This window comes from Luteolibacter arcticus (assembly GCF_025950235.1).
In the GTDB taxonomy this organism is placed as follows: Bacteria; Verrucomicrobiota; Verrucomicrobiia; order Verrucomicrobiales; family Akkermansiaceae; genus Haloferula; species Haloferula arctica.
On sequence record NZ_JAPDDT010000003.1, the window covers coordinates 416,351 to 436,354 of the forward strand.

10 protein-coding genes are annotated in these 20,004 nt (G+C 62.8%); all 10 read left to right on the forward strand.

Going from position 1 to position 20,004, the window contains the following annotated elements; all coding sequences use genetic code 11:
* Nucleotides 1-19: 19 nt before the first annotated feature.
* The 10 genes from OKA05_RS10045 to OKA05_RS10090 all read left to right on the forward strand — a co-directional run bounded on the left by OKA05_RS10045 (nucleotide 20) and on the right by OKA05_RS10090 (nucleotide 19,923).
* Nucleotides 20-577, forward strand: a complete 558-nt coding sequence (locus OKA05_RS10045) for an acyltransferase (protein WP_264486999.1) — start codon at nucleotides 20-22, stop codon at nucleotides 575-577.
* Nucleotides 574-1,518, forward strand: coding sequence for a glycosyltransferase family 2 protein (locus OKA05_RS10050; protein WP_264487000.1), 945 nt, complete (start codon nucleotides 574-576; stop codon nucleotides 1,516-1,518). Before OKA05_RS10045 ends, OKA05_RS10050 begins: the two co-directional genes overlap by 4 nt.
* Before the next feature lie 24 nt (nucleotides 1,519-1,542).
* Nucleotides 1,543-2,430, forward strand: a complete 888-nt coding sequence (locus OKA05_RS10055) for a glycosyltransferase family 2 protein (RefSeq protein ID WP_264487001.1) — start codon at nucleotides 1,543-1,545, stop codon at nucleotides 2,428-2,430.
* 437 nt (nucleotides 2,431-2,867) lie between these two features.
* Nucleotides 2,868-4,940, forward strand: coding sequence for a chitobiase/beta-hexosaminidase C-terminal domain-containing protein (locus OKA05_RS10060; RefSeq protein ID WP_264487002.1), 2,073 nt, complete (start codon nucleotides 2,868-2,870; stop codon nucleotides 4,938-4,940).
* A gap of 79 nt (nucleotides 4,941-5,019) precedes the next feature.
* A complete protein-coding gene (locus OKA05_RS10065) occupies nucleotides 5,020-6,201 on the forward strand; it encodes a glycosyltransferase family 4 protein (protein ID WP_264487003.1) in 1,182 nt (393 codons plus the stop codon).
* A gap of 37 nt (nucleotides 6,202-6,238) precedes the next feature.
* A complete protein-coding gene (locus OKA05_RS10070; protein ID WP_264487004.1) occupies nucleotides 6,239-7,555 on the forward strand; it encodes an O-antigen ligase family protein in 1,317 nt (438 codons plus the stop codon).
* Between the two features lie 85 nt (nucleotides 7,556-7,640).
* Nucleotides 7,641-8,966: a glycosyltransferase gene (locus OKA05_RS10075; protein WP_264487005.1), complete on the forward strand. Its 1,326-nt coding sequence runs from the start codon at nucleotides 7,641-7,643 to the stop codon at nucleotides 8,964-8,966.
* Between the two features lie 24 nt (nucleotides 8,967-8,990).
* Entirely contained in the window at nucleotides 8,991-10,601 is a 1,611-nt protein-coding gene (locus OKA05_RS10080; RefSeq protein WP_264487006.1) for a lipopolysaccharide biosynthesis protein, read from the forward strand.
* Between the two features lie 24 nt (nucleotides 10,602-10,625).
* Nucleotides 10,626-11,522 carry a glycosyltransferase family 2 protein gene (locus OKA05_RS10085; protein WP_264487007.1) on the forward strand — a complete coding sequence of 299 codons (897 nt, stop codon included), beginning with the start codon at nucleotides 10,626-10,628 and terminating at the stop codon, nucleotides 11,520-11,522.
* 505 nt (nucleotides 11,523-12,027) lie between these two features.
* Nucleotides 12,028-19,923 carry a malectin domain-containing carbohydrate-binding protein gene (locus OKA05_RS10090; RefSeq protein WP_264487008.1) on the forward strand — a complete coding sequence of 2,632 codons (7,896 nt, stop codon included), beginning with the start codon at nucleotides 12,028-12,030 and terminating at the stop codon, nucleotides 19,921-19,923.
* The last annotated feature ends 81 nt before the right edge of the window (nucleotides 19,924-20,004 follow it).

Consider the following 20,004-nt stretch of genomic DNA (forward strand, 5'->3'; position numbering starts at 1 on the left):
GCATCGTCTGGACACACCCATGCCCTCCCTTTCCAAAGTCCTGAATTTCGCCGGATCGATCCTCGATCCCCGGTCGTATCTTCACATCCTCAGACTGATCCACTACAGCGGCTACAGCCATGTCCGCGAGCGGGGCAAGATCAGGAAAGGAAAGGGATCGGGCATCGCCCCGAATGCTTCGCTGCGAAACGGCGAGCGCATCGAGATGGGACGCGACTGTCACATCGGCGAACGCTGCTACCTGTGGGCCGGCGACTCGACCGGCCGCATCATCCTCGGGAACTTCGTGTCCCTCGCGCCCGAGGTTTTCATCACTGCTTCCGACTATCGCTTCGAAGCCGGCAAACCCTTCCGGCAACAACCGAAGAACGAACGCGACATTCGCATCGGCAACGACGTGTGGCTCGGTGCCCGCGTCGTGGTCACCGCCGGCGTCACCATCGGCGATGGCTGCATCGTCGGTGCCGGTGCCGTCGTCACCAAGAATCTCCCCGCCGGCTCGATCGCCGCGGGAGTCCCCGCCCGGGTCATCGGAACACGAGAACCCGTCACTGCTGTTGAATCATCCCCCCCATGAAAGCCGACGTAGCCATCGTCATCGTGTCCTACAATTCGCAGGACCACATCGGAGCCTGCCTCGAAAGCGTATTCGCCCAGAGGAAGTCCGTCACCCAACAGGTCATCGTGGTCGATAACGACTCCCGCGATGATACCGTCAATTTCATCCGCACGAACTTCCCGGAAGTCGAACTGGTGCTGCCCGGCACCAACCTCGGCTTCGCCAAGGGAGTGAATCTCGGAGTGAAGCATTCCAACGCGGAGTACGTGCTGCTCTTGAATCCCGACACCGTGATTCTCGACAACGCCGTGGACGTGATCGTGGATTTCGCCCGCAAGAATCCGAACCACGGTCTCTACGGCGGACGCACCTTGCGCCCGGATGGCAGCCTCGAGCCCTCCTCGTGCTGGGGTCGTCCCACCTTGTGGAGCATGACCTTGTTCGCCTTCGGCCTGACCACCATCGCACCGAAGAACCGCTTCCTCGACCCAGAGTCCCTCGGCTCCTGGCAACGCGACACCGTCCGCGAGGTCGGCGTCATCACCGGCTGCTTCCTGCTTTCTCCCACGGAAGTGTGGAACAAGCTCGGCGGCCTCGATGAACGCTACTTCATGTATGGTGAGGATGCGGATCTCGCGATGCGTGCCCACGCCGCCGGCTACCGCCCGGTCATCTGTCCGGACGCAACGCTGATCCACGAAGTGGGCGCCTGCTCCGACACGCCGGTCCACAAGACGATGCTGCTCTACCGCGGCAAGGCGAGTCTGGTCCGCACCCACTGGACCGGTCTGGCCCAATGGCTCGGCCTGTTCTTCCTAGCCACTGGCACCGGGCTGCGCGCTGCGCTCAGCAAGGTGAAGGCCAAGCCCGATTCCGCAAACAGTGCCGCCGCCCGCTGGCAAACGCTGTGGGCGGAGCGCAACAAGTGGATCTGCGGCTACGGCAGCCCCACCGCTTGAGTGAATCAGCGCCCCATCACACCCATGATCAGCGTTGTCATTCCCAGCTATAACCGCCGCGACTGCGTGCTCGCGCTGTTGGCCGACGTCTATGCCCAGCAAGGCGTGGAGATGGAGGTCATCGTCGTCGATGACCGCTCGCCGGACGATAGCGTTGAGGCCATCCGCCGCGCTTACCCGCAGGTCACCCTGCTGGTGAACGAGAAAAACGGCGGCCCGGCCGTCACCCGCAACCGCGGCATCCGCGCGGCCAAGGGGGACATCATCGTCGGCCTCGACAGCGACGTCACGGTGCCCGACTGCCACGTGCTGGCCAACGTGGAGAAGCGCATGAAGGCGCATCCCACCGTCACCGGCCTCGCCTTCCGCCTCTACAAGCCGGACGGAAAGTCGGAAGACACCCCCCGCTGGTGGCACCCGGTGCCGATCGAGCAATACGCGGGCAAGAGCTTCCTGACTTCCTACTTCAGCGGCACCGCCTACGCGTTCCGGCGTGAGGAGCTCATCAAGGCCGGCATGTATCCCGAGATCCTCTACATGCACTACGAGGAAGTGGAACTGGCCTTCCGCATCCTGGACAACGGCGGATCGATCCTCCACTGCCCGGAACTCTCGGTCTTGCATCATGCCAACGAGGTCTCCCGCCGCAGCGAGGTCAGCGTGTTCTACAAGCCGCGCAACCAACTGCTGGTCGCCGCCGCCTGCCTGCCCGGCTGGAAGGCGCTCAAGTATGCGATCCCGCGGATGGCCTTCCAATTCATCACCGCTTGCCGGCGAGGTCACCTGAAGGACTTCATCCGCGCCATGAAGTCGGCGTCCGAGTTGATTCCCCGCCGTTTGGAGAATCGCGAGCCCCTCCGCCCGGAAACGATGCGACAAATTGACGCTCTCAAGCAGGGACTTGTTCCCTGAGAGCTGGCGTGCATTCCGCTTCATGCGCAATGTGCACACCCTCCGTAATTCCCGCAACATTTCTAAGTCACTAAAGACCAATGGTGAAATTTAACTGTTAGGACAGGAAATCGACTTGCGACTTGCTAACAGGCCGATTCTTCGGACTCTAGGATTCTCAAATTGAAAAAACTCCGGTAAATTCAAAATTCGTTAAGGATCTCTTGCGATTGTGAATTGACGGACCACGCAAAACGCGGTGCCCCCAGCCTGCGCCTTTCAGTCCGGCACCGGCCTGATCCCCCTCAAAACCAGCAAATCGGAAACCACCGAACCTGTACATGAGAATCAAAGCCTACTTCCTTCTTCTAGCAGCCGCACTCGCGGCCCCGTTTTCTGCGTCTGCAAAGCCGACGCGGACCCCTGCTTTCGGCCCAAATGGAACCCATTGGCCGGAATTGATCCCGACACCGTTCATGTATGACAACACGGTGTCGAACATCGTGAACGTCCCCTGCAACTGGACGGCCATCCGAAACGCCATCCAGGCCGTCACCAACGCCCAGGCGAATAGCGGCACCCTGATCCTGGTGGCTCCCGGCACGCTGACCGGCAACGGCAGCGGCTCCGGCGCCGATCCCGTCATCCAAAACGTGGGTTCCAACAGTTGGGGCCAGCGCGTCACCGTCGCACCCCGCGACGGCTACGGCACCGTGAAATGGGAGAAGGGCGTGCGCTTCGTAAAGGTCTTTGGCGTCTGCTTCGCTGGCTTCGAGTCGATCAACACCGGCACCAACGGCTCCGTGAAGAGCGGCGTGAAAATGCACGGATGCAACCGCTCCGCCCTTGCATGGATCAAGTGCACCGGCCACCTGGGCGTCTACGGCACCGATGGCTTCGTGACCCAGGGTATCGAGGTGGTTGAAATGGTCCAACCCGATCATTACGTCGTCAGCGATGACTCGGCTGACCTCTACGCCGGTGGCGGCGGTTTCGATGGCTGGCGCTTTGACGGCTGCTACCACGCGCCACGCTTCTTCGAGGTTCCCTACAGCGGTGCCAAGCCCCACACCGACACCTTCCAGATGGCCGCTGCGGGCGGTGGTGAATACAGCAACATCACCATGCGCGACAGCGCCTACTTCTCGTCCAACAACTGCTCGATCCAAACTGGCAATGTCGATGGGTTCTTCCTCGAGAAGTGCTACGTGGTCTCGGGCGAAACCTCGCTTTCGCGCTATCCCCACCTGCCAGGCGGTGCCACCGAGTCGACTTCCAACGCCTTCAACGGCTCCGGCAAGAACTTCACGGCCAAGGACTGCGTCTTCATCGGCGGCATGGGCTTGAACGACAGGGACTCCACCCGCCCGTGGAGCTTCGTCCAGAACACCAAGACCAACAAGACCTACGGTTCATTGAACCAACCCTTGTCCGGTTCCTGGACCGTGGACACCAATCTCAACCAGAACAACTCGGGCATGCCGGTCTACCCGACCGACGCTTACCTTAATACGATCTGGGCGAACCCCGGCGCGACCACGGATGTCCAACGCCCCGTCTTCATCCCTGCCGGCGGCACCTACAATTCCCCACAACAGGTGACCATGACCTGCTCGACCGGCGGCGCTGCGATCTATTACACGCTCGACGGCAGCACTCCGACCACCTCGTCCACCCGCTACACCGGGCCGCTGCCGGTGTCGGCGACCACCACCATCCGGGCCTTTGCGACCGCCAGCGGCCTTGATCCCTCGGGCGTGCAAACGAGCGACTACGTGATCACCAACCAGGTGAACACACCGGTTTTCTCCCCGCACGGCGGCTTCTTCAGCTCGGCCCAGTCGGTGACGATCACCACCTCCACCTCGGGCGCTGCGATCCGCTACACCCTGGATGGCAGTACGCCGACCGCATCCTCCACGCTCTACACCGGACCGGTGATGATTTCCGCGACCTCCACGCTCAAGGCGATCGGGACCAAGACGGGTGCCACCAACAGCGCCGTGGCCACCGCGAACTTCGGGATCGGCAGCGCTTTTATCTCCAGTGACGCGTGGACCAACATCGTCGTCCCGACCCAGAACTCGCGCTTCACCGTGCGGTGGAATGCGGTCGCGGACGGGCCCAACGTGGACGCAGTGACAGGCCTCGCCCTCGGCTCGGTGGATGACTACAAGGACCTCGCCTGCATCGCCCGTTTCAATATCAACGGCACGATCGATGCCCGCAATGGCGGTGCCTATCAGGCCCTGGCCACCCTGACCTACGCCGCGGGAACGATCTACCGCTTCCAGATGGACGTGGACTTCTCGACGAAGAAATACTCGGTAACCGTGACGCCTGACGGCGGCCTGCCGGTCTTGATCGCGCAGAACTTCAGCTTCCGGACGGAACAAGCCACGGTAAGCAGCCTCGATCACCTGGGCATCGTTGCCCTCGAAGGTGGCACGCACATGTTGTCCGACATTGTCTTCGGCACCTCGACACCGCCCTCGGCACCTCAGGGCCTCCGGGTCACCTCGAATCCCTGAGCCCCGCTCCCACCTCTCCGACGGCACTGCGACGGGTCGCAGTGCCGTCGTTTCATCGGTTCCCCTCCCCTTTTCACCCGTGAATCCCACCCCCCCCGTTCGAGTCCTCTATAGTTTCCCGCACAAATTGGGTGCGGGACGCATTTGCACCACCGCTTGGCATCAGGTCGAAGGCGCTTCCCGTGCGGGCGCGCAGGTCACCGTGATGACCGGCTCCCAAGTCCGCCCGGTGAACGACAGTGTCACCGTGAAGACGACGCTGTCCCTCGGCAAATTGCGAGTGCCCTACAAGCTGATCGGCCGCGATCTCGCCTGCCACTGGCACGACATCGCCACCTCGATGTGGCTGAATGCCCACCATCGCGAAGTCGATGTGGTGCATAGCTGGCCGCTCGGATCCATCCGCACCATCCGCACCGCGAAGCGCCATGGCATCCCCGTGGTGCTGGAGCGTCCGAACGCGCATACCGCTTACGCCTATGAGGAAGTGGAGCGCGAGAACCGCGAGGTCGGCATCGTGCTGCCGGACAACCACGATCACGAGGTGGATCCCAAGCGCCTCGCGCTGGAGGAGAGCGAATACGCGGAGGCGGACTACCTGCTCTGCCCGTCCGACTTCGTGGCGCGGACCTTCCTGGACCGCGGCTTCGAGCAAGCGAAACTGGTGCGCCACCAGTATGGCTACGATTTCTCGCGTTTCAGCCCGCAGCACGCGGAGACCCCGGGTCACGACGGGCTGGTGATGATTTATGCCGGCGTGGTGGAGCCGCGCAAGGGACTGCACCACGCGCTGAAGGCGTGGCTCGACTCGGGTGCCCATGAAAAGGGTACCTTCATGGTCTGCGGCCAATTCGTCCCCGGCTACCGCGAGCGTCTGGAGCCGATGCTTTCCCACCCCAGCGTCAAAATCATGGGCCACCGCACCGACTTGCCCGACCTGATGCGCCAGGCCGACATCTTCGTGCTTTCCTCGGTCGAGGAAGGCAGCGCGCTGGTCACCTACGAAGCCCGTGGCTCGGGATGCGTGCTGGTGGTCTCCGACGCCTCTGGCGCGGTGTGCGAGCACATGAAGAACGGCTTGATCCATCCCATGCGCAGCGTGGATGAACTGACAGCGCATCTCCGCCTGCTAGATGGCGACCGGTCGCTGCTGGAGAAGCTGAGGACGGCGTCCGTCGCCGATCTTAACTTGCTGACCTGGGACGAAGCAGGTCGCAAGCTCGCCGAAGTTTATCGTACCGTCGCCGCGCGCGCTGCCTGAAGGGAGCGCGCTTCAACTTTCCTTCCCGACTTCCCGCGTGAGTCCGCTCGGCTTTCTCTTCTTCCTCGTCACTGCCCTCGGGCTGCTGTGCGCACCGCGGAAATGGGTGCTCGTGCCGTTTTTGGCCGGCGTGCTCTACATGACCCACGGGCAGAAGTTCGAGGTGGCCGGGATCAACCTGCCGATCTTCCGCCTGTTGCTGGCCGTCGGCTTGCTCCGCATCATCATCAAGGGAGAAGGCATCGAGGGCGGGATGAACGTGATCGACAAGATCATGATCGCGTTCTTCGGCTGGATGTTCTTTGCGAGCTTCTTCCATGAATCGGGCGTCGATGATGCAGGCCCGGTCTTCATCATCGGTCAGGTTGCCGAGATCGGCATCAGTTACCTCATGGTGCGATGCTACTGCCGGAGTCTCACCGAGCTCTACTCGCTGGCATCGATCATGGCCTACATGCTGGTGCCGGTCGCGCTGGAGATGATCTACGAGGAACTCACTGGCAGAAACATGTTCTCCGCGGTCTTCGGCGGGGTCAGCGATCTGGTGGTCGTCCGGGACGGCGAACTCCGTGCCCGCGGCCCCTTCCGCCACGCCATCCTCGCCGGCACGGTGGGGGCCTCGCTGGTGCCGCTGATGATCGCGATGTGGCGGAGCCATCGCAAGGCCGCCACGATCGGTTTGCTCGCCTGCCTGACCCTGGTCATTGCCTGTTCGTCCAGCGGCCCGGTACTGAGCCTGGTCTTCGGGCTGATCGGGGTGTTCCTTTGGAAATTCCGCCCGTGGATGCCGATGGTCCGTTGGGGAATGCTCATCGGCTACCTGGGGCTGACAGTGTTCATGAAACAGCCCGCCTATTTCATCATCGCCAAGATGAGCATGGGCGGCAGTACCGGCTGGCACCGGTCCAAGCTGATTGATGCGGCGGTGAAGCGCTTTGACGAATGGTGGCTTATCGGCACCGACTACACCCGGGCCTGGATGCCCACCGGCCTGCCGGGCAAATCCCAGCACACCGACATCACCAACTACTACCTCGGCTTCGGGGTGAAGGGCGGCATTCTGGCCATCATCCTGATGCTGGCCGTGCTCTGGATCGCCTTCAAATGGGTGGGCGACATCCTCGACGCGCGGCCGGAATTGGACGAGCGCGACCGCTTCATGATCTGGTGCATGGGGGCCAGTCTTTTCTCCCACGTGGCGACCAGCGTCTCGGTCGCCTACTACGACCAGTCGCTGGTGTTTTTCTGGTTCAGTGTCGCCTCGATCTCCTCGCTGGCCGCGATGATCTACCTCCCGGCGGAAGAAACCGACCAAACCGAGGAACCCCTCGGCTATGACATGCCGCGCTCCTGATGACACCATGACTCCGGTAGCCCTTCCCTCCTCCGAGACCGCACGGCCCCGATCCGCGGACGATGGCGTTCCCGGCGATCCTGCCATGAAGAAGATCCTTTTCATTGCCTATCACTTCCCGCCTGCGGGAGGCGGTGGCGTGCAGCGCTCGCTGAAGTTCGTCAAATACCTGCCTGAAGCCGGCTACCTGCCGATCGTGCTGACCATCGAGGCCCCGGATGATCGCCGCTGGACCCCCAAGGACCAGGCGCTGATGGATGAAGTGCCGGAGAGCGTGCAGATCCACCGCGTTTCGATTCCAGACGAGGTGCACGTGCCCGGGAAGCTGGAGCGCGCGGCCCGCGAGTTGTTAGGCATGCGCAGCCGCTTCGGCCGGACGTGGATGGAGCGCGTGATCGAAGCCGGCACGCGGATCGCGCTGCAGGACAAGCCCGACTTGATTTTCGTCACCATGTCGCCGTTCGATGGAGCGGATGCCGCGGCGGAGATTTCCCGGCGCACCGGCATCCGCTGGGTCGCCGACCTCCGGGATCCTTGGGCGCTCGATGAATTCCAGCTCCATCGCACCGGCTTTCACCGCGAGCTCGAGAAGTCCCAGATGCAGCGTTCCCTGAAGAGCGCCGCCTTGGTCATCATGAATACACCCGAGTCGGCGCGGCGGGTGAAGGAGACCATGCCGCAAATCCGGCCGGAACGGGTCGTCAGCCTCACCAATGGCTATGATGCCGAGGATTTCTCCGGCGAAGTTCCACCCATCGGCGGCGGTAAATTCAACATCGTCCACTCCGGCTATTTCCACGCCGAGCAGGGACTGATGGAGCGGACGCGGCAGAAGCAATATCGCCTGTTAGGCCGGACCATCCCCGGGGTCGAACGCCTGTCCCGCTCGCACTACTACCTGCTGCAGGCGCTGGAAAAATGGCTGAAGGAAGCCCCTGAGATCGCCGGTGAAGTCCGCATGCACTGCGTCGGCGTGCTTTCGAAGTCCGACCAGGCTCTCATCGACGCCTCTCCCGCCAAGGACCTCTTCGTGTGCTCCGGCTACTTGAGCCACAGCGAATGCCTGCGCTTCGTGCGCGGCGCGGACCTGCTGTTCCTGCCGATGCACAAGATGCCCGCGGGCATGAAGGCCGGACTCGTGCCCGGCAAGACCTACGAATACATGGCCGCCGGCCGCCCGGTGATGGCCACGTTGCCGGAAAGCGATGCCCGCGATTTCCTCGAGCACGCCGGGACCGGCGTATTCTCCCCGCCGGGCGATGTGGACGCTCTCCTCACCGCCTTGAAAGGCCAGCATGCGAAATGGAAATCCGGCCAGCTCTCCTGCGATTGGAACGAGGAGTTCGTCCACCAGTTCGAAAGAAAGAACCTCACGGCCAAGCTCGCGGAATTCCTCGATCAGGTCCGCTGACACTTCCCTCCCCCCCCCGACTTGATGCAGGCTGAACTCGTGATCGAAAAACCACCTGACGAACCGCTGCCGTTACGGCGTATTGGCGGTGAGCAGGCGGGACCGAAGCGTCCCAACAAAAAGCGACGCCGCAATCCCTTTGCCACGATCGACGTCTCAAAGGACCTTCGCAAGAACTCGGTCCGCGGTGCTTCCTACATGTCCATGGCCCGCATCGGCGGGCTGGTCCTTCGCATCGGCTCGACCGGTGTGCTGGCGCGCATGATCTCGCAGAGCGATTTCGGCCTCATGGGGATGACCGCGGTGTTCACGAACTTCCTGGCGATCTTCATGGATGTCGGCCTTTCGCAAGCGACCATCCAGCGCAAGGACATCAATCACCGGCAGATCTCGACGCTGTTCTGGATCAATGTCGCCCTCTCGCTGCTGATCGCGGTGGTCTTCGCCGGCTCCGCACCGCTGATCGCGATGTTCTACAAGACGCCGATGCTGGTGACGATAATCCCGGTGCTGGCCTTGAGCTTCCTCTTCGGCGGGCTGGGCCTGCAACACTCGGCGCTGCTCACGCGCAACATGCGCTACTCGCTGCTGGCCGTCTCCGAGATCGGATCGAGCATCGCCGGCGTCGCGGTGGCAATCTTCATGGCACGGGCCGGCATGGGCTACTGGTCGCTGGTCGGACTGGCGCTCGCACCGCCGGTCGTGAAGACGATCATCATGTGGCTGTCCCTGCGCTGGGTTCCCAGCCCCCCCTCCCGCAACAACGGCGTGCGCAGCATGCTCAAGTTCGGTGGCGACGTGTTGGGCTTCAACATCGTCAACTATTTCTCCCGCCAGGCCGGCAGCCTGCTCATCGGCCGCTACTGCGGCGCGAACCCGCTGGCACTCTACGACCGCGCCTACAGCCTGCTCCTGATGCCCATCGGCCAGATCAACGGGCCGCTCGGTGCGGTCTCGATTCCCGCGCTGTCTCGCCTGCAGAACGAGCCCGAGCGCTTCGGCCGCTACTATCTCAATGCCATCCTCCTGATCTGCTCGCTGAGCATCCCGGTGATCGCCGGGCTCACCCTCTTCTCCGAGCAAGTGGTCTTGCTGTGGCTGGGCGAGAAGTGGATGAATACTGCGGAGATCTTCCGCCTGCTGGCGCCCGCGGCCCTCATTGGCGGCATCTCGAATCCAGCCGGCTGGCTTCTCATTGCCCTTGGTGATACCAAACGCTACCGCACGATGGGCGTTGTAAATTCCCTCATCATCGTGGCCGCATTCATCCTGGGAGCATTTTTCTGGCCGGACAGGGAGCCGGGGCAAGATGGTTCGCTGAAAGGCGTGGCCATTGCCTACTCGGCGGCGATGATCCTCAACTTCATCCCCTACTGGGCATGGTCGCTCAAGGGCACGCCGGTGAAGCTCGGCCAGGTCCTGCGCACCATGCTGATCCCCACGGTCTCCTGCATCCCCGCCGGGGCCGCCGCCTGGTGGATCCTGAGCCTGGCTCACGGTCGCATCGACGCCTGGGGCCTGGTGATCGCCGCCGGCCTCGCCTTCAGCATCATCTACGCCGTCATTCTCCTGTTTGGCTTCAAGAAGCTGAGCTTCTTCCGTAACATCGCCGGAGAGTTCCGCAAAAAAGGTTAAGTTCACTCCGTTCCTCCCCTCCCCATGGTCATCATCATTCCCACCTGCCAACGCGGCGAACTCCTCGTGCGGACGCTGCAATGCCTGGTCGATGCCGATTTGCCCGACTCCGTGACCCGCGTCATCGTCGTGGAGAACGGCAAGAAGGACGAAGCGGAGGCCAAGGCCGCAAGCTTCTCCGACCGCCTGCCGATCAAGTATCTCTACACGCCGGTCGGCAGCAAATGCGCCGCTCTCAATCTCGCGCTCGAGTCCTGCGATGGTGAGTTCGTCGTCTTCTTCGACGATGACGTGCGCATCGATCCCGGCTGCGTGCGCGCCTATGCCGAAGCGGCCAAGGGCAAGACCGGCGGCGAGTTCTACGCCGGCAAGTGCAACGTGGACTACGACGTGCCGCCACCCGAGTGGCTCAAGCACTACCTTCCCTACTCCGCGAAGGGCTGGAGTTACGGCGAGTCGATCCGCGACCTCAACGAGCCGCTCGCACTGGGTTTCAACTGGGCCGCCTTCGCCGACGACATCAAGAAGGCCGGCTCATTCAATCCCGACATCGGCCCCGGCCGCCTCATTTCCATTGGAGATGAAACCGACCTGCAGCGGATCATGCTCGATCAGGGCGTGAAAGGCATCTATCTGCCCGCCGGCTTGGTATGGCATCACGTCCCCGAGGACCGCTGCTCGACCGCATGGACCTTGGAGCGCAACCGCCGCATGGGTCTGCTGGTCGGCCGCAAATTGGCCGATGCCCCAGCGCCGAAGCGCTTCAGCAAGGCCGCCGCGGCTTGGGGGAAAATCGTCGGCCTCGGCGTTTTCACCAAGATCGGCAAGGCGTTTCTCAGCGACGCGAAGCACTTCCACTATCAACAGCGGCGTCACTGGAACCTCGGTGTCTGGCAAGGACACCAGAACGGCGGCGCATAAAAAAGGCACAACTCCGCAGATCCTGCCGATCAAAGAGCCTACGCGATCACGTGATGGACCGATGGCCCGGCATTTGCTGGAGTTCCACTGCTTCCCCGCCACTCCAAGGAAGATCCAACAGTTAGTTCATTCTCCTGAAATATAAGGATATCATAGACTTCCAAAAAGATCTCGCCCGAGTATTGCCTGCTTGATAGTTTGCTTTGCTTTCACGCTCCCTCCCCCACTATCCGCCTCGGAATCTCCCCTCGGGATTCCGCTTCGGACAATCCCCCCAGGTATGTCAAGTTCCCCCTGCCTCATTGGCCCCGGACTCCGTTTTGCGGATGAGTCCCTGCACTCCGCGTGCAGCGATGCCCCCATGCTGAATCCGTTCACCGGCTTGATTGAAAAGGCCGGCCCCATGGCACGAGTCTGCCGTCGTTGAGAGACCGGACCCCCTTTCGCTTTCCCTCTCGTTTCCCCCCTTTCGTTTCCCCCCCTGTCCCTGTTCCCCACCCACCAGATGAAATTGAAGTTCCTTTCCCGAGGTTCGGACCGTCGCTTTGATGTGTTGCCGTCCAGTTGGCGGACCACGCTGAATCTGTCCGCGTTGATGGCGATGGCGTTCGCCCCGCTCGCTCATGCACAGCAGGTCGGCTTCAACGCGAGCTTGCTGAAGTGGCCCGCCGGTGCCGCCAACAACAAGGCGAAGGACGTGTCCTCGCTTCAGTTCGGCCCGGACAACCGGCTCTACTTCACGCAGGTGAATGGCACCGTCATCGCCTGCGATGTCACGCGCCTGGGACCGAATGATTACCACGCGGCCAATGCCGAGACCATCAACCTGGTAAAGCTGATCCCGAACCACGACGACGACGGGACCTACAACCCCGCGCCGCTCATGGAGAACGGTGACCTCGGCTTCCGCCAGTGCACCGGCCTTCTCGTCACAGGCACCGCGGCGAATCCGGTGGTCTATGTCTCCTCCTGCGACCCGCGCCAGGGAGCCGGCAGTGGTGGCACCGACTTCGATCTCGATACGAACTCCGGCATCGTTTCTCGCCTGACCAAGAATGCCTCGACCGGCGAATGGGAAAAGGTGGACGTCGTCCGCGGCTTGCCACGTTCGGAAGAAAACCACGCCAACAACGGGCTCACGATCAGCGCCGATGGCAACACCCTCTACCTCGCGCAAGGCGGCAATACCAATGCCGGCGCCCCCTCGGCCAACTTCGCCTATTGCGCCGAGTACGCACTCTCCGCCGCGATCTTGTCGATCGATCTCGTCGCCATTAATGCACTGCCGGTCCAGACCGACATGCACGGTCAGAAGTACCTCTACAATCTTCCGACTCTCAATGATCCGAACCCGGACCGCGCTCACAACGGCGACGGCTCGGACGTGAACGACCCCTTCGGTGGCAATGACGGTCTCAACCAGGCCAAGCTGGTGCAGGGCGGCCCGGTGCAGGTCTATGCCTCCGGTTTCCGCAATCCCTACGACGTGCTCATCGCGACGACGCCGGGGCACGTGGGGAAGATGTACACCTTCGACAATGCCGCTAACCAGGGTTGGGGCGGCTACCCGAAGAACGAGGCGGTTCCTGCCACTGTCACCAATGAATACGTCGCCGGTGAACCCGGAACGGTGAACAACAAGGACGGCCTCTATCTTATCTCCGGCCCCGGTTACTACCGCGGCCACCCCAGTCCGATCCGCGCGAACCCCGCAGGCGCCGGTTGGTTCTGGAAAGTCGAGGATGGCCCCGGCGCTGGCCTCCAATTCTCCGCCGCTCCGACCACCGACTGGCCGCCCGTGCCGGTTTCAATGGCCGATCCCCAGCAGGGCGACTTCCTGATGCCCGGCCCCCTCGATGGTGCCCTGATCACCAACACCTTCTCGACCACCGGTTTGACCGAATACACCGCTCCCAACTTCGGCGGTGAGATGATCGGCGACATCCTCGCCACCCAATACAATAATCAGGCGCTCCAGCGCATCATGATGAATGGCGACGGCACGGTCGCGGAGAATAGCAGCCTGCTTCTCAAGGGCACCGGCTACGGCACTCCGCTCGACGTGACCTGCCCCGGTCCGGGCGCTGCCCCGACCCTGTGGGGCACGATCTTCATTGGTCACCACTCCAGCAAGATCTCCATCCTCGAGCCGACCGACTTCGATTCGCCGGGCGGTGGCGTTTGCTCCGGCGTCTTCAGCTTCGCGCTGGACGAGGACAACGACGGCTATAGCAACGCCGACGAGGTCTCCAACAACGTCGACCCGTGCTCGCCGGCAGTCACCCCGGATGACCACGACGGCGACTTCCTTTCCAACCTGCTCGACTCCGACGACGACAACGACGGGATCGTGGACACCCAGGATGTCTTCCCGATCGACGCGCTCAATGGCCGCAGCGTCTCTGCTCCGGTGAACCTCGATCTCTTCAATGACAATGAGGACCTGGGCGGATTCTTCGAGCTCGGACTCAGGGGTGTGATGTTGAATCCCGGCCAGAACTACGCCGCGAAGATGCACGTGGACGATCTGATCGCGGGCGGCACCGGCGGTCTCTTCACTGATCCCTTCCCCGGCCCGGGCAATCCCCACGGCACCTCGAATACCCAGCTCAACGGCTACCTCTTCGGTGTCAGCGTCGACGAGTTCACCGGTCCGGTAATTGCCTCCTCGAAGATCGGCACACCGCTCTTCAACAGCGCACCGACCGCCCACCAGTCGCAGGGCATGTTCATCGGCAATGGCGACCAGGACAACTACGTCAAGGTCGCGTTCAACGCCAACAACGGCGCCGGCGGCGTCGAAGTGGTGCACGAGGAAAACGGAGTCATCCTGACCCAGGTGATTCACCCGGCACCCGGCCTCTTCGCTCCCGGGGTGTTGGATGTGTTCGCTTACTGCCTCGTCGATCCGATCGCAGGAACGGTCCATCCCGGCTACTCGCTCAACAATGGCCCGATCACCTACGTCGGCTCTCCGCTCGTGGTGAGCGGCAAGATCCTGGGAGCGATCCGCGGTTCCTCCGCCATGGCCCTCGGCATGCTGGCCACCACCGGCACGGTCGAAACGCCGACCTTCGAAGCGACCTGGGACTACCTCGATGTCGCGCCGGTCACCAATACCGCTTCCGCCAAGCTGACCATCAGCGGCGCGGGCACCCTCTCCAGCTCCTCCACCAACACCGGTGGTTCGTTCAGGCTGGAGAACAATTCCACCGGTGGCCAGAAGATCACCTCGCTGTCGATCGACTTGCGCACCGGCATGATGCCTGACGTCGTCTTCGACCCCGCTCACACCGCGGGCGATCACGATGGCAAGGCCTTCCAAGTGGACGCCAATGCTCCGGAAGATTTGCCGGCACCCACGGGCACCGCCACCCACACCTTCGCGGCCCCGCACAATGGCGTCGACAGCGGCGACGGCTACGGTGCCATCACGGTCGATTGCTCCGGTCTGGATTTCCCTGCCGGGCGGCTTCTGAAATTCTCGTCCGACATCGACCCGCTCAGCATCAAGATGACGCCGACGCCGGTGACCGGCCCCGGGCCGTTCGAGGCAGGCAGTATCTCCGGTCTCGAGATCGTCGGAGCCACGGTCACCGTGACCTTCGACGACGGCACCGTCCGCAAGAGCCGCCTCGGTGGCTTGCCAGGCACCTCGAATGCCAACAAGGGATCAGGCAGCGATCTCTCCCCGGCCCAGCTCCCGACACCCAGCATCTCAGTGGCGGGACAAGCATCGCCATTCACGACGACGACGCAGCCGACCGTTCGCGTGGTGGGCAAGCCCGGCGCCACCGTCCAAGTTGGCGTCTTCCGCTCGGCCCTCCGGCTCACCGGCCACGAACCGATGTATACGGTTCCCGGCTACCAGATCGATCCCTACGAGACCAATCGCGTCGAGTCCTACGACTACAGCGAAGTGACCATCGGTGCCAATGGATTGGTGGACATGCCGCTCTCCCTGAACTATGACGAGGTGCTCGGCGGCATCCATATGGTCACTGCCTTCCTGACCGATCTCAACGGTCACCGGAGCGCTTCCTCGAACGTCCTGACGATCGAGTATGACCCGACCGCCACCCCGCCGAACGCACTATTCCGGATCAACACCGGCTCGAATACCAGCTACACCGACACCGCGGACCAGGTCTGGGCGGCGGATGCCAATACCAGCACCTACAATTCGACCTCCGGATCCGTCGACACCTCGGCCCTCACCGCCGAGACCCCGATCGCCGGCACCGAGGACGATGTGCTTTACCGCACCTTCCGCTACGACAGCAGCGCGTCCTCGCCCCTCGACTTCAACTTCACGGTCCCCAACGGCGACTACGAAGTGCGCCTGCACTTCGCCGAAACGTGGTCCGGCGTCACCGCCGTGGGACAACGCGTGTTCGACGTCTTGCTGGAAGGAAACACCGCAGTGAACGATCTGGACGTCTTCGCGGAAGCCGGCTCGAACGCCGTGCTCGTGAAGACGCTGGAGACCACCGTCAATGATGGTCTGCTCACCCTCGGCCTCCGCCATGAGGTCCAAAACCCCTTCGTCTGCGGCATCGAGATCCTCCAGCTCAACGTCACCGGCCCGGATGAGGAAGCGCCCGAGCCACCAGCCCTGCTGACTCACTCAAACCTGCAGTCCGGCAGCGTCCAGCTCGCGTGGTCCCAGGCTTCCGACAATTCCGGCAGCATCGCGGGCTACCGCATCTATCGCGACAGCCTGCTCGCTCCGCTCGTCGAGACGACCTCTCAGTCGTATCAGGTCACCGGCCTGATGCCGGCGACCGAGTATACCTTCGGCGTGGAGGCCTTCGATGCCGCTGGCAATGTTTCCACCCGCACGACGCTGGTCCTCACCACCGCCGCCGACACGCAGGACCCGAGCGCTCCCGGAACGCTCAAGGGAGCCCCGGGCAACGAACTGGCGATTCTCTCGTGGCTCGCCGCGACGGACGACACCCGCATTCAGGAATACCGCATCTCCCGTGACGGCAATCCCCCCACCACGGTGACCGGACTGGGTTACACCGATACCGGGCTGACCAATGGAACCCTCTATGAGTATTCCGTGGTCGCCGTCGACGTGGTCGGCAAGCTCTCGTCCGCGGTCACGGTTTCCGTCCGTCCGCGTGCACTGGGACCGGCGATCTATCGCGTGGACTGTGGCAATGTGACCGGCAACTACACCGATCTCGATGGCCGTGTCTGGACAGTGGATACCGGCTACAACCCCACGGCCAATGCCGTCGGCCCGACCCCGACCACTACCGTGGCGATTTCGGGAACCAACGCCCAAGAGGTCTACCGGACCTACCGTTACAAGAACCGCAATTCGGGTGTCGGCACTCCGATGAAGTATGAGTTCACGCTGCCCAATGGCCAATATGAACTGCGCCTTCACTTCGCCGAACTCTGGACCGGCGCGACGACACCGGGTGCCCGCGTCTTCAACGTGGCCGTCGAGGGAGAACCGACATTTACCAATTTCGATATCTTCGTCGAGGCGGGTCTCAATGCCGCCTTGGTGAAGGCAATCCCGGTCACCGTGGCGGATGGCAAGATGAACATTGACTTCGCGGTGGTCACCCAGAACCCGCAGATCTCGGGCATCGAGATCTTCCCGCTTCAGGAAGGCCCGCCCGACACCACCCCGCCCGATGCACCGGCGAACCTCGTCGTTTCCAGCAAGACCGATACCAGCGTCTCGCTGGCATGGGACGCTCCCACCGATGACGCGACCGCCTGGGAAGTCTCCCAAGGCAGCGAGGTCCTCGGCATCGTCACCGCAACCTCCTACACCATAACCGGCCTGACCCCGAACACCGGCTATACCTACTCGGTGCGGGCCCGGGATGCCGCGAACAACTACTCCACTCCGGCAACCCTGAACGTCACCACCGATCCCGACACCTCGCCTCCGTCGGCGCCGCAAAATCTCACGGCGACTCCCGGCAATGGCATCGTGATCCTCGGCTGGCAGGCACCGACGGGCGAACCGGTGGACCACTATCAGATCCTCCGCGACGAAGTCGAATTGACCACCGTGACCACTCCGGGTTTCACCGACAGCACGGTCACCAACGGGACCACCTATGTCTATAAGGTGAAGGCCGTGGACGCCGCGGACAATGCCTCGGCCGCCGCCACCGCCAGCACCACCCCGCAGTCGCTCGGGCCCGCCATCTACCGGATCAACTGCGGCAAGCTTGACGGCAGTCACACGGATCCTGGCGGCAACGTCTGGGCGGCGGACGCCCCTCCCTATTACAACAACAACGATACCGGTACCAGCTCGGTGACGGTGACAGGCACCACCGCGCCGGAAATTTACAAGACCCACCGCTACAAGAATCGCTTTTCGGGCGTCGGCACACCGCTGCGATATCAACTCCCGGTCACAAACGGCATCTACGAGGTCCGCCTGCATTTCGCTGAGGTCTGGACTCAAGCCGCGCTGGGCAAGCGGGTGTTCGACGTCTCGCTCGAAGGAACCTTGGTTCTGAACGACTTCGATATCTTTGCCGAAGTGGGTTCAAATACCGCGCTGGTCAAGGCGCTGCCGACGAGCGTGAGCGATGGATTGCTGACCATCGACCTCGCGGTGGTAGTCCAGAATCCCCAGATCTGCGCCATCGAGGTCTATCCAGTGGCATCCGGTGGCAGTGGCACCGGCGACACGGTCGCCCCGGGCACGCCGGGCAGTCCGGTGGCCGCAAACCTGACCCAGACCTCCGTGGACCTTTCGTGGAGCGCTTCCACCGACAATGAAGGCGGTAGCGGCGTGACGGGCTATCACGTCTTCCGCCGGATTCCGGCCACCCAACCGGTGGAGGAGGCCCAATTGATCGCCACCGTGACCGGCACTTCGTTCGCCGACAGCGGCCTCGCCCCGGCAACCGGCTACGAATATCGCGTGGTCGCCTATGACGGCGCGAACAACGCCTCGGATCCCGCCATCCTGCCCGTCACCACGGTGACTCCGGATACCACCGCGCCCACGAGTCCGAACAATCTGGCCGCCACGCCAAGCCTGGGCCAAGTGGCACTGTCCTGGCAGGCTTCCAGCGACATCGGTGGCAGCGGTGTAAAGGAGTACGTGGTCCGCCGCGACAGCATCGAGATCGCGACCGTGACCACCCCCGGCTATACCGACACCGGCTTGATCGGGAACATCTCGGTCGTCTATGAGGTGAAGGCGGTTGACTTCGCCGGCAACTCCTCGGAATTCGCCTCGACCGAAGCCACGACGCCGCCGGATGCGGAGGCTCCGGGAGCTCCGCGCAATCTGACCGCCGTTCCCGGCAATGGCAGCATCACCTTCTCCTGGCAGGCACCGCTCGCCACCAATGACGTGAGCAGCTACCAGATCTGGCACAATGGCTCGCAGGTGACGACCGTCGGCTCGCCCGAGTATGTCGCCACCGGCTTGCAGAATGGCCAGCTCTACACCTACGAGGTGCGGACGGTGGACACTTCCACCAACGTGTCTTCCTACGCCACTGCCTCGGCTACGCCCAGAGCGCTGGCAGGTCCCGCGGTTCGCGTGAATGTCGGCGGCGGCGAATACACCGATAGTCTCGGCAATGTCTGGGTGGAGGATTCCGGCTTCTTCAACATGGGCCAGACCGCTACCAACGGCTCCATCCCCATCGCAGGAACGGAGGAGGATTCGCTCTATCGCTCCGAGCGCTACGATGGCTCGCCGGACGGTGCGGACCTCGAGTTCTCGACCGACGTGGCCAATGGCAGGTATGAGGTGAAGCTCCACTTCGCCGAGACCTACAACCAGATCACCGCCGCCGGACAGCGCGTCTTCGACGTGTATGCTCAGGAGCAACTCGCCATCGACAACCTGGACATCTTCGACCGCGTCGGCCTGAACGCCGCCTTGGTCATGGTGATCCCGGTGACCGTCACGGATGGCTCGCTCGACATCCGCTTCGACCACCTCGACATCCAGAACCCGAAGATCTGTGCCATCGAAGTCCTTGCCATCGTCCCACCCGCTCCGGCGACCTTCGCGGAGTGGCTGACCTCGAACAACCTCCCCGGCCAGACGACCGGGGACGCGGATGGCGGCGGGCTCTCTAACCTCGAGGAGTATGAACTCCAGTTGAATCCGAACGATCCGAACGACGATCTCGAATTCCGCGTGACTTGCACGACCGAAGGCGCGTCCAAGCTGATCGCCCTGCCGGCCCTCAAGCCGATCGGAAACTACTACGTCCACCGTAGCGACGATCTCGGCGACCTCGACAACGTCACCAACCGGATCGACACGATCACCAAGGCCGAAATCGAAGCAATGTCGCCCGCCGAACGGGCCTCCTACACGATCGAGGACAACACCGGAGGCACCCGTGCCTTCTACCAGTTGTTCTTCGTGCCCGTGGCCGAATAATTGCAGAAAGCTCCGGGAGCCCAGCCTCCCGGAGCATCCCGCCGAGGATGACCGGGCACCCAACCGCCATCCTCGGAGTTC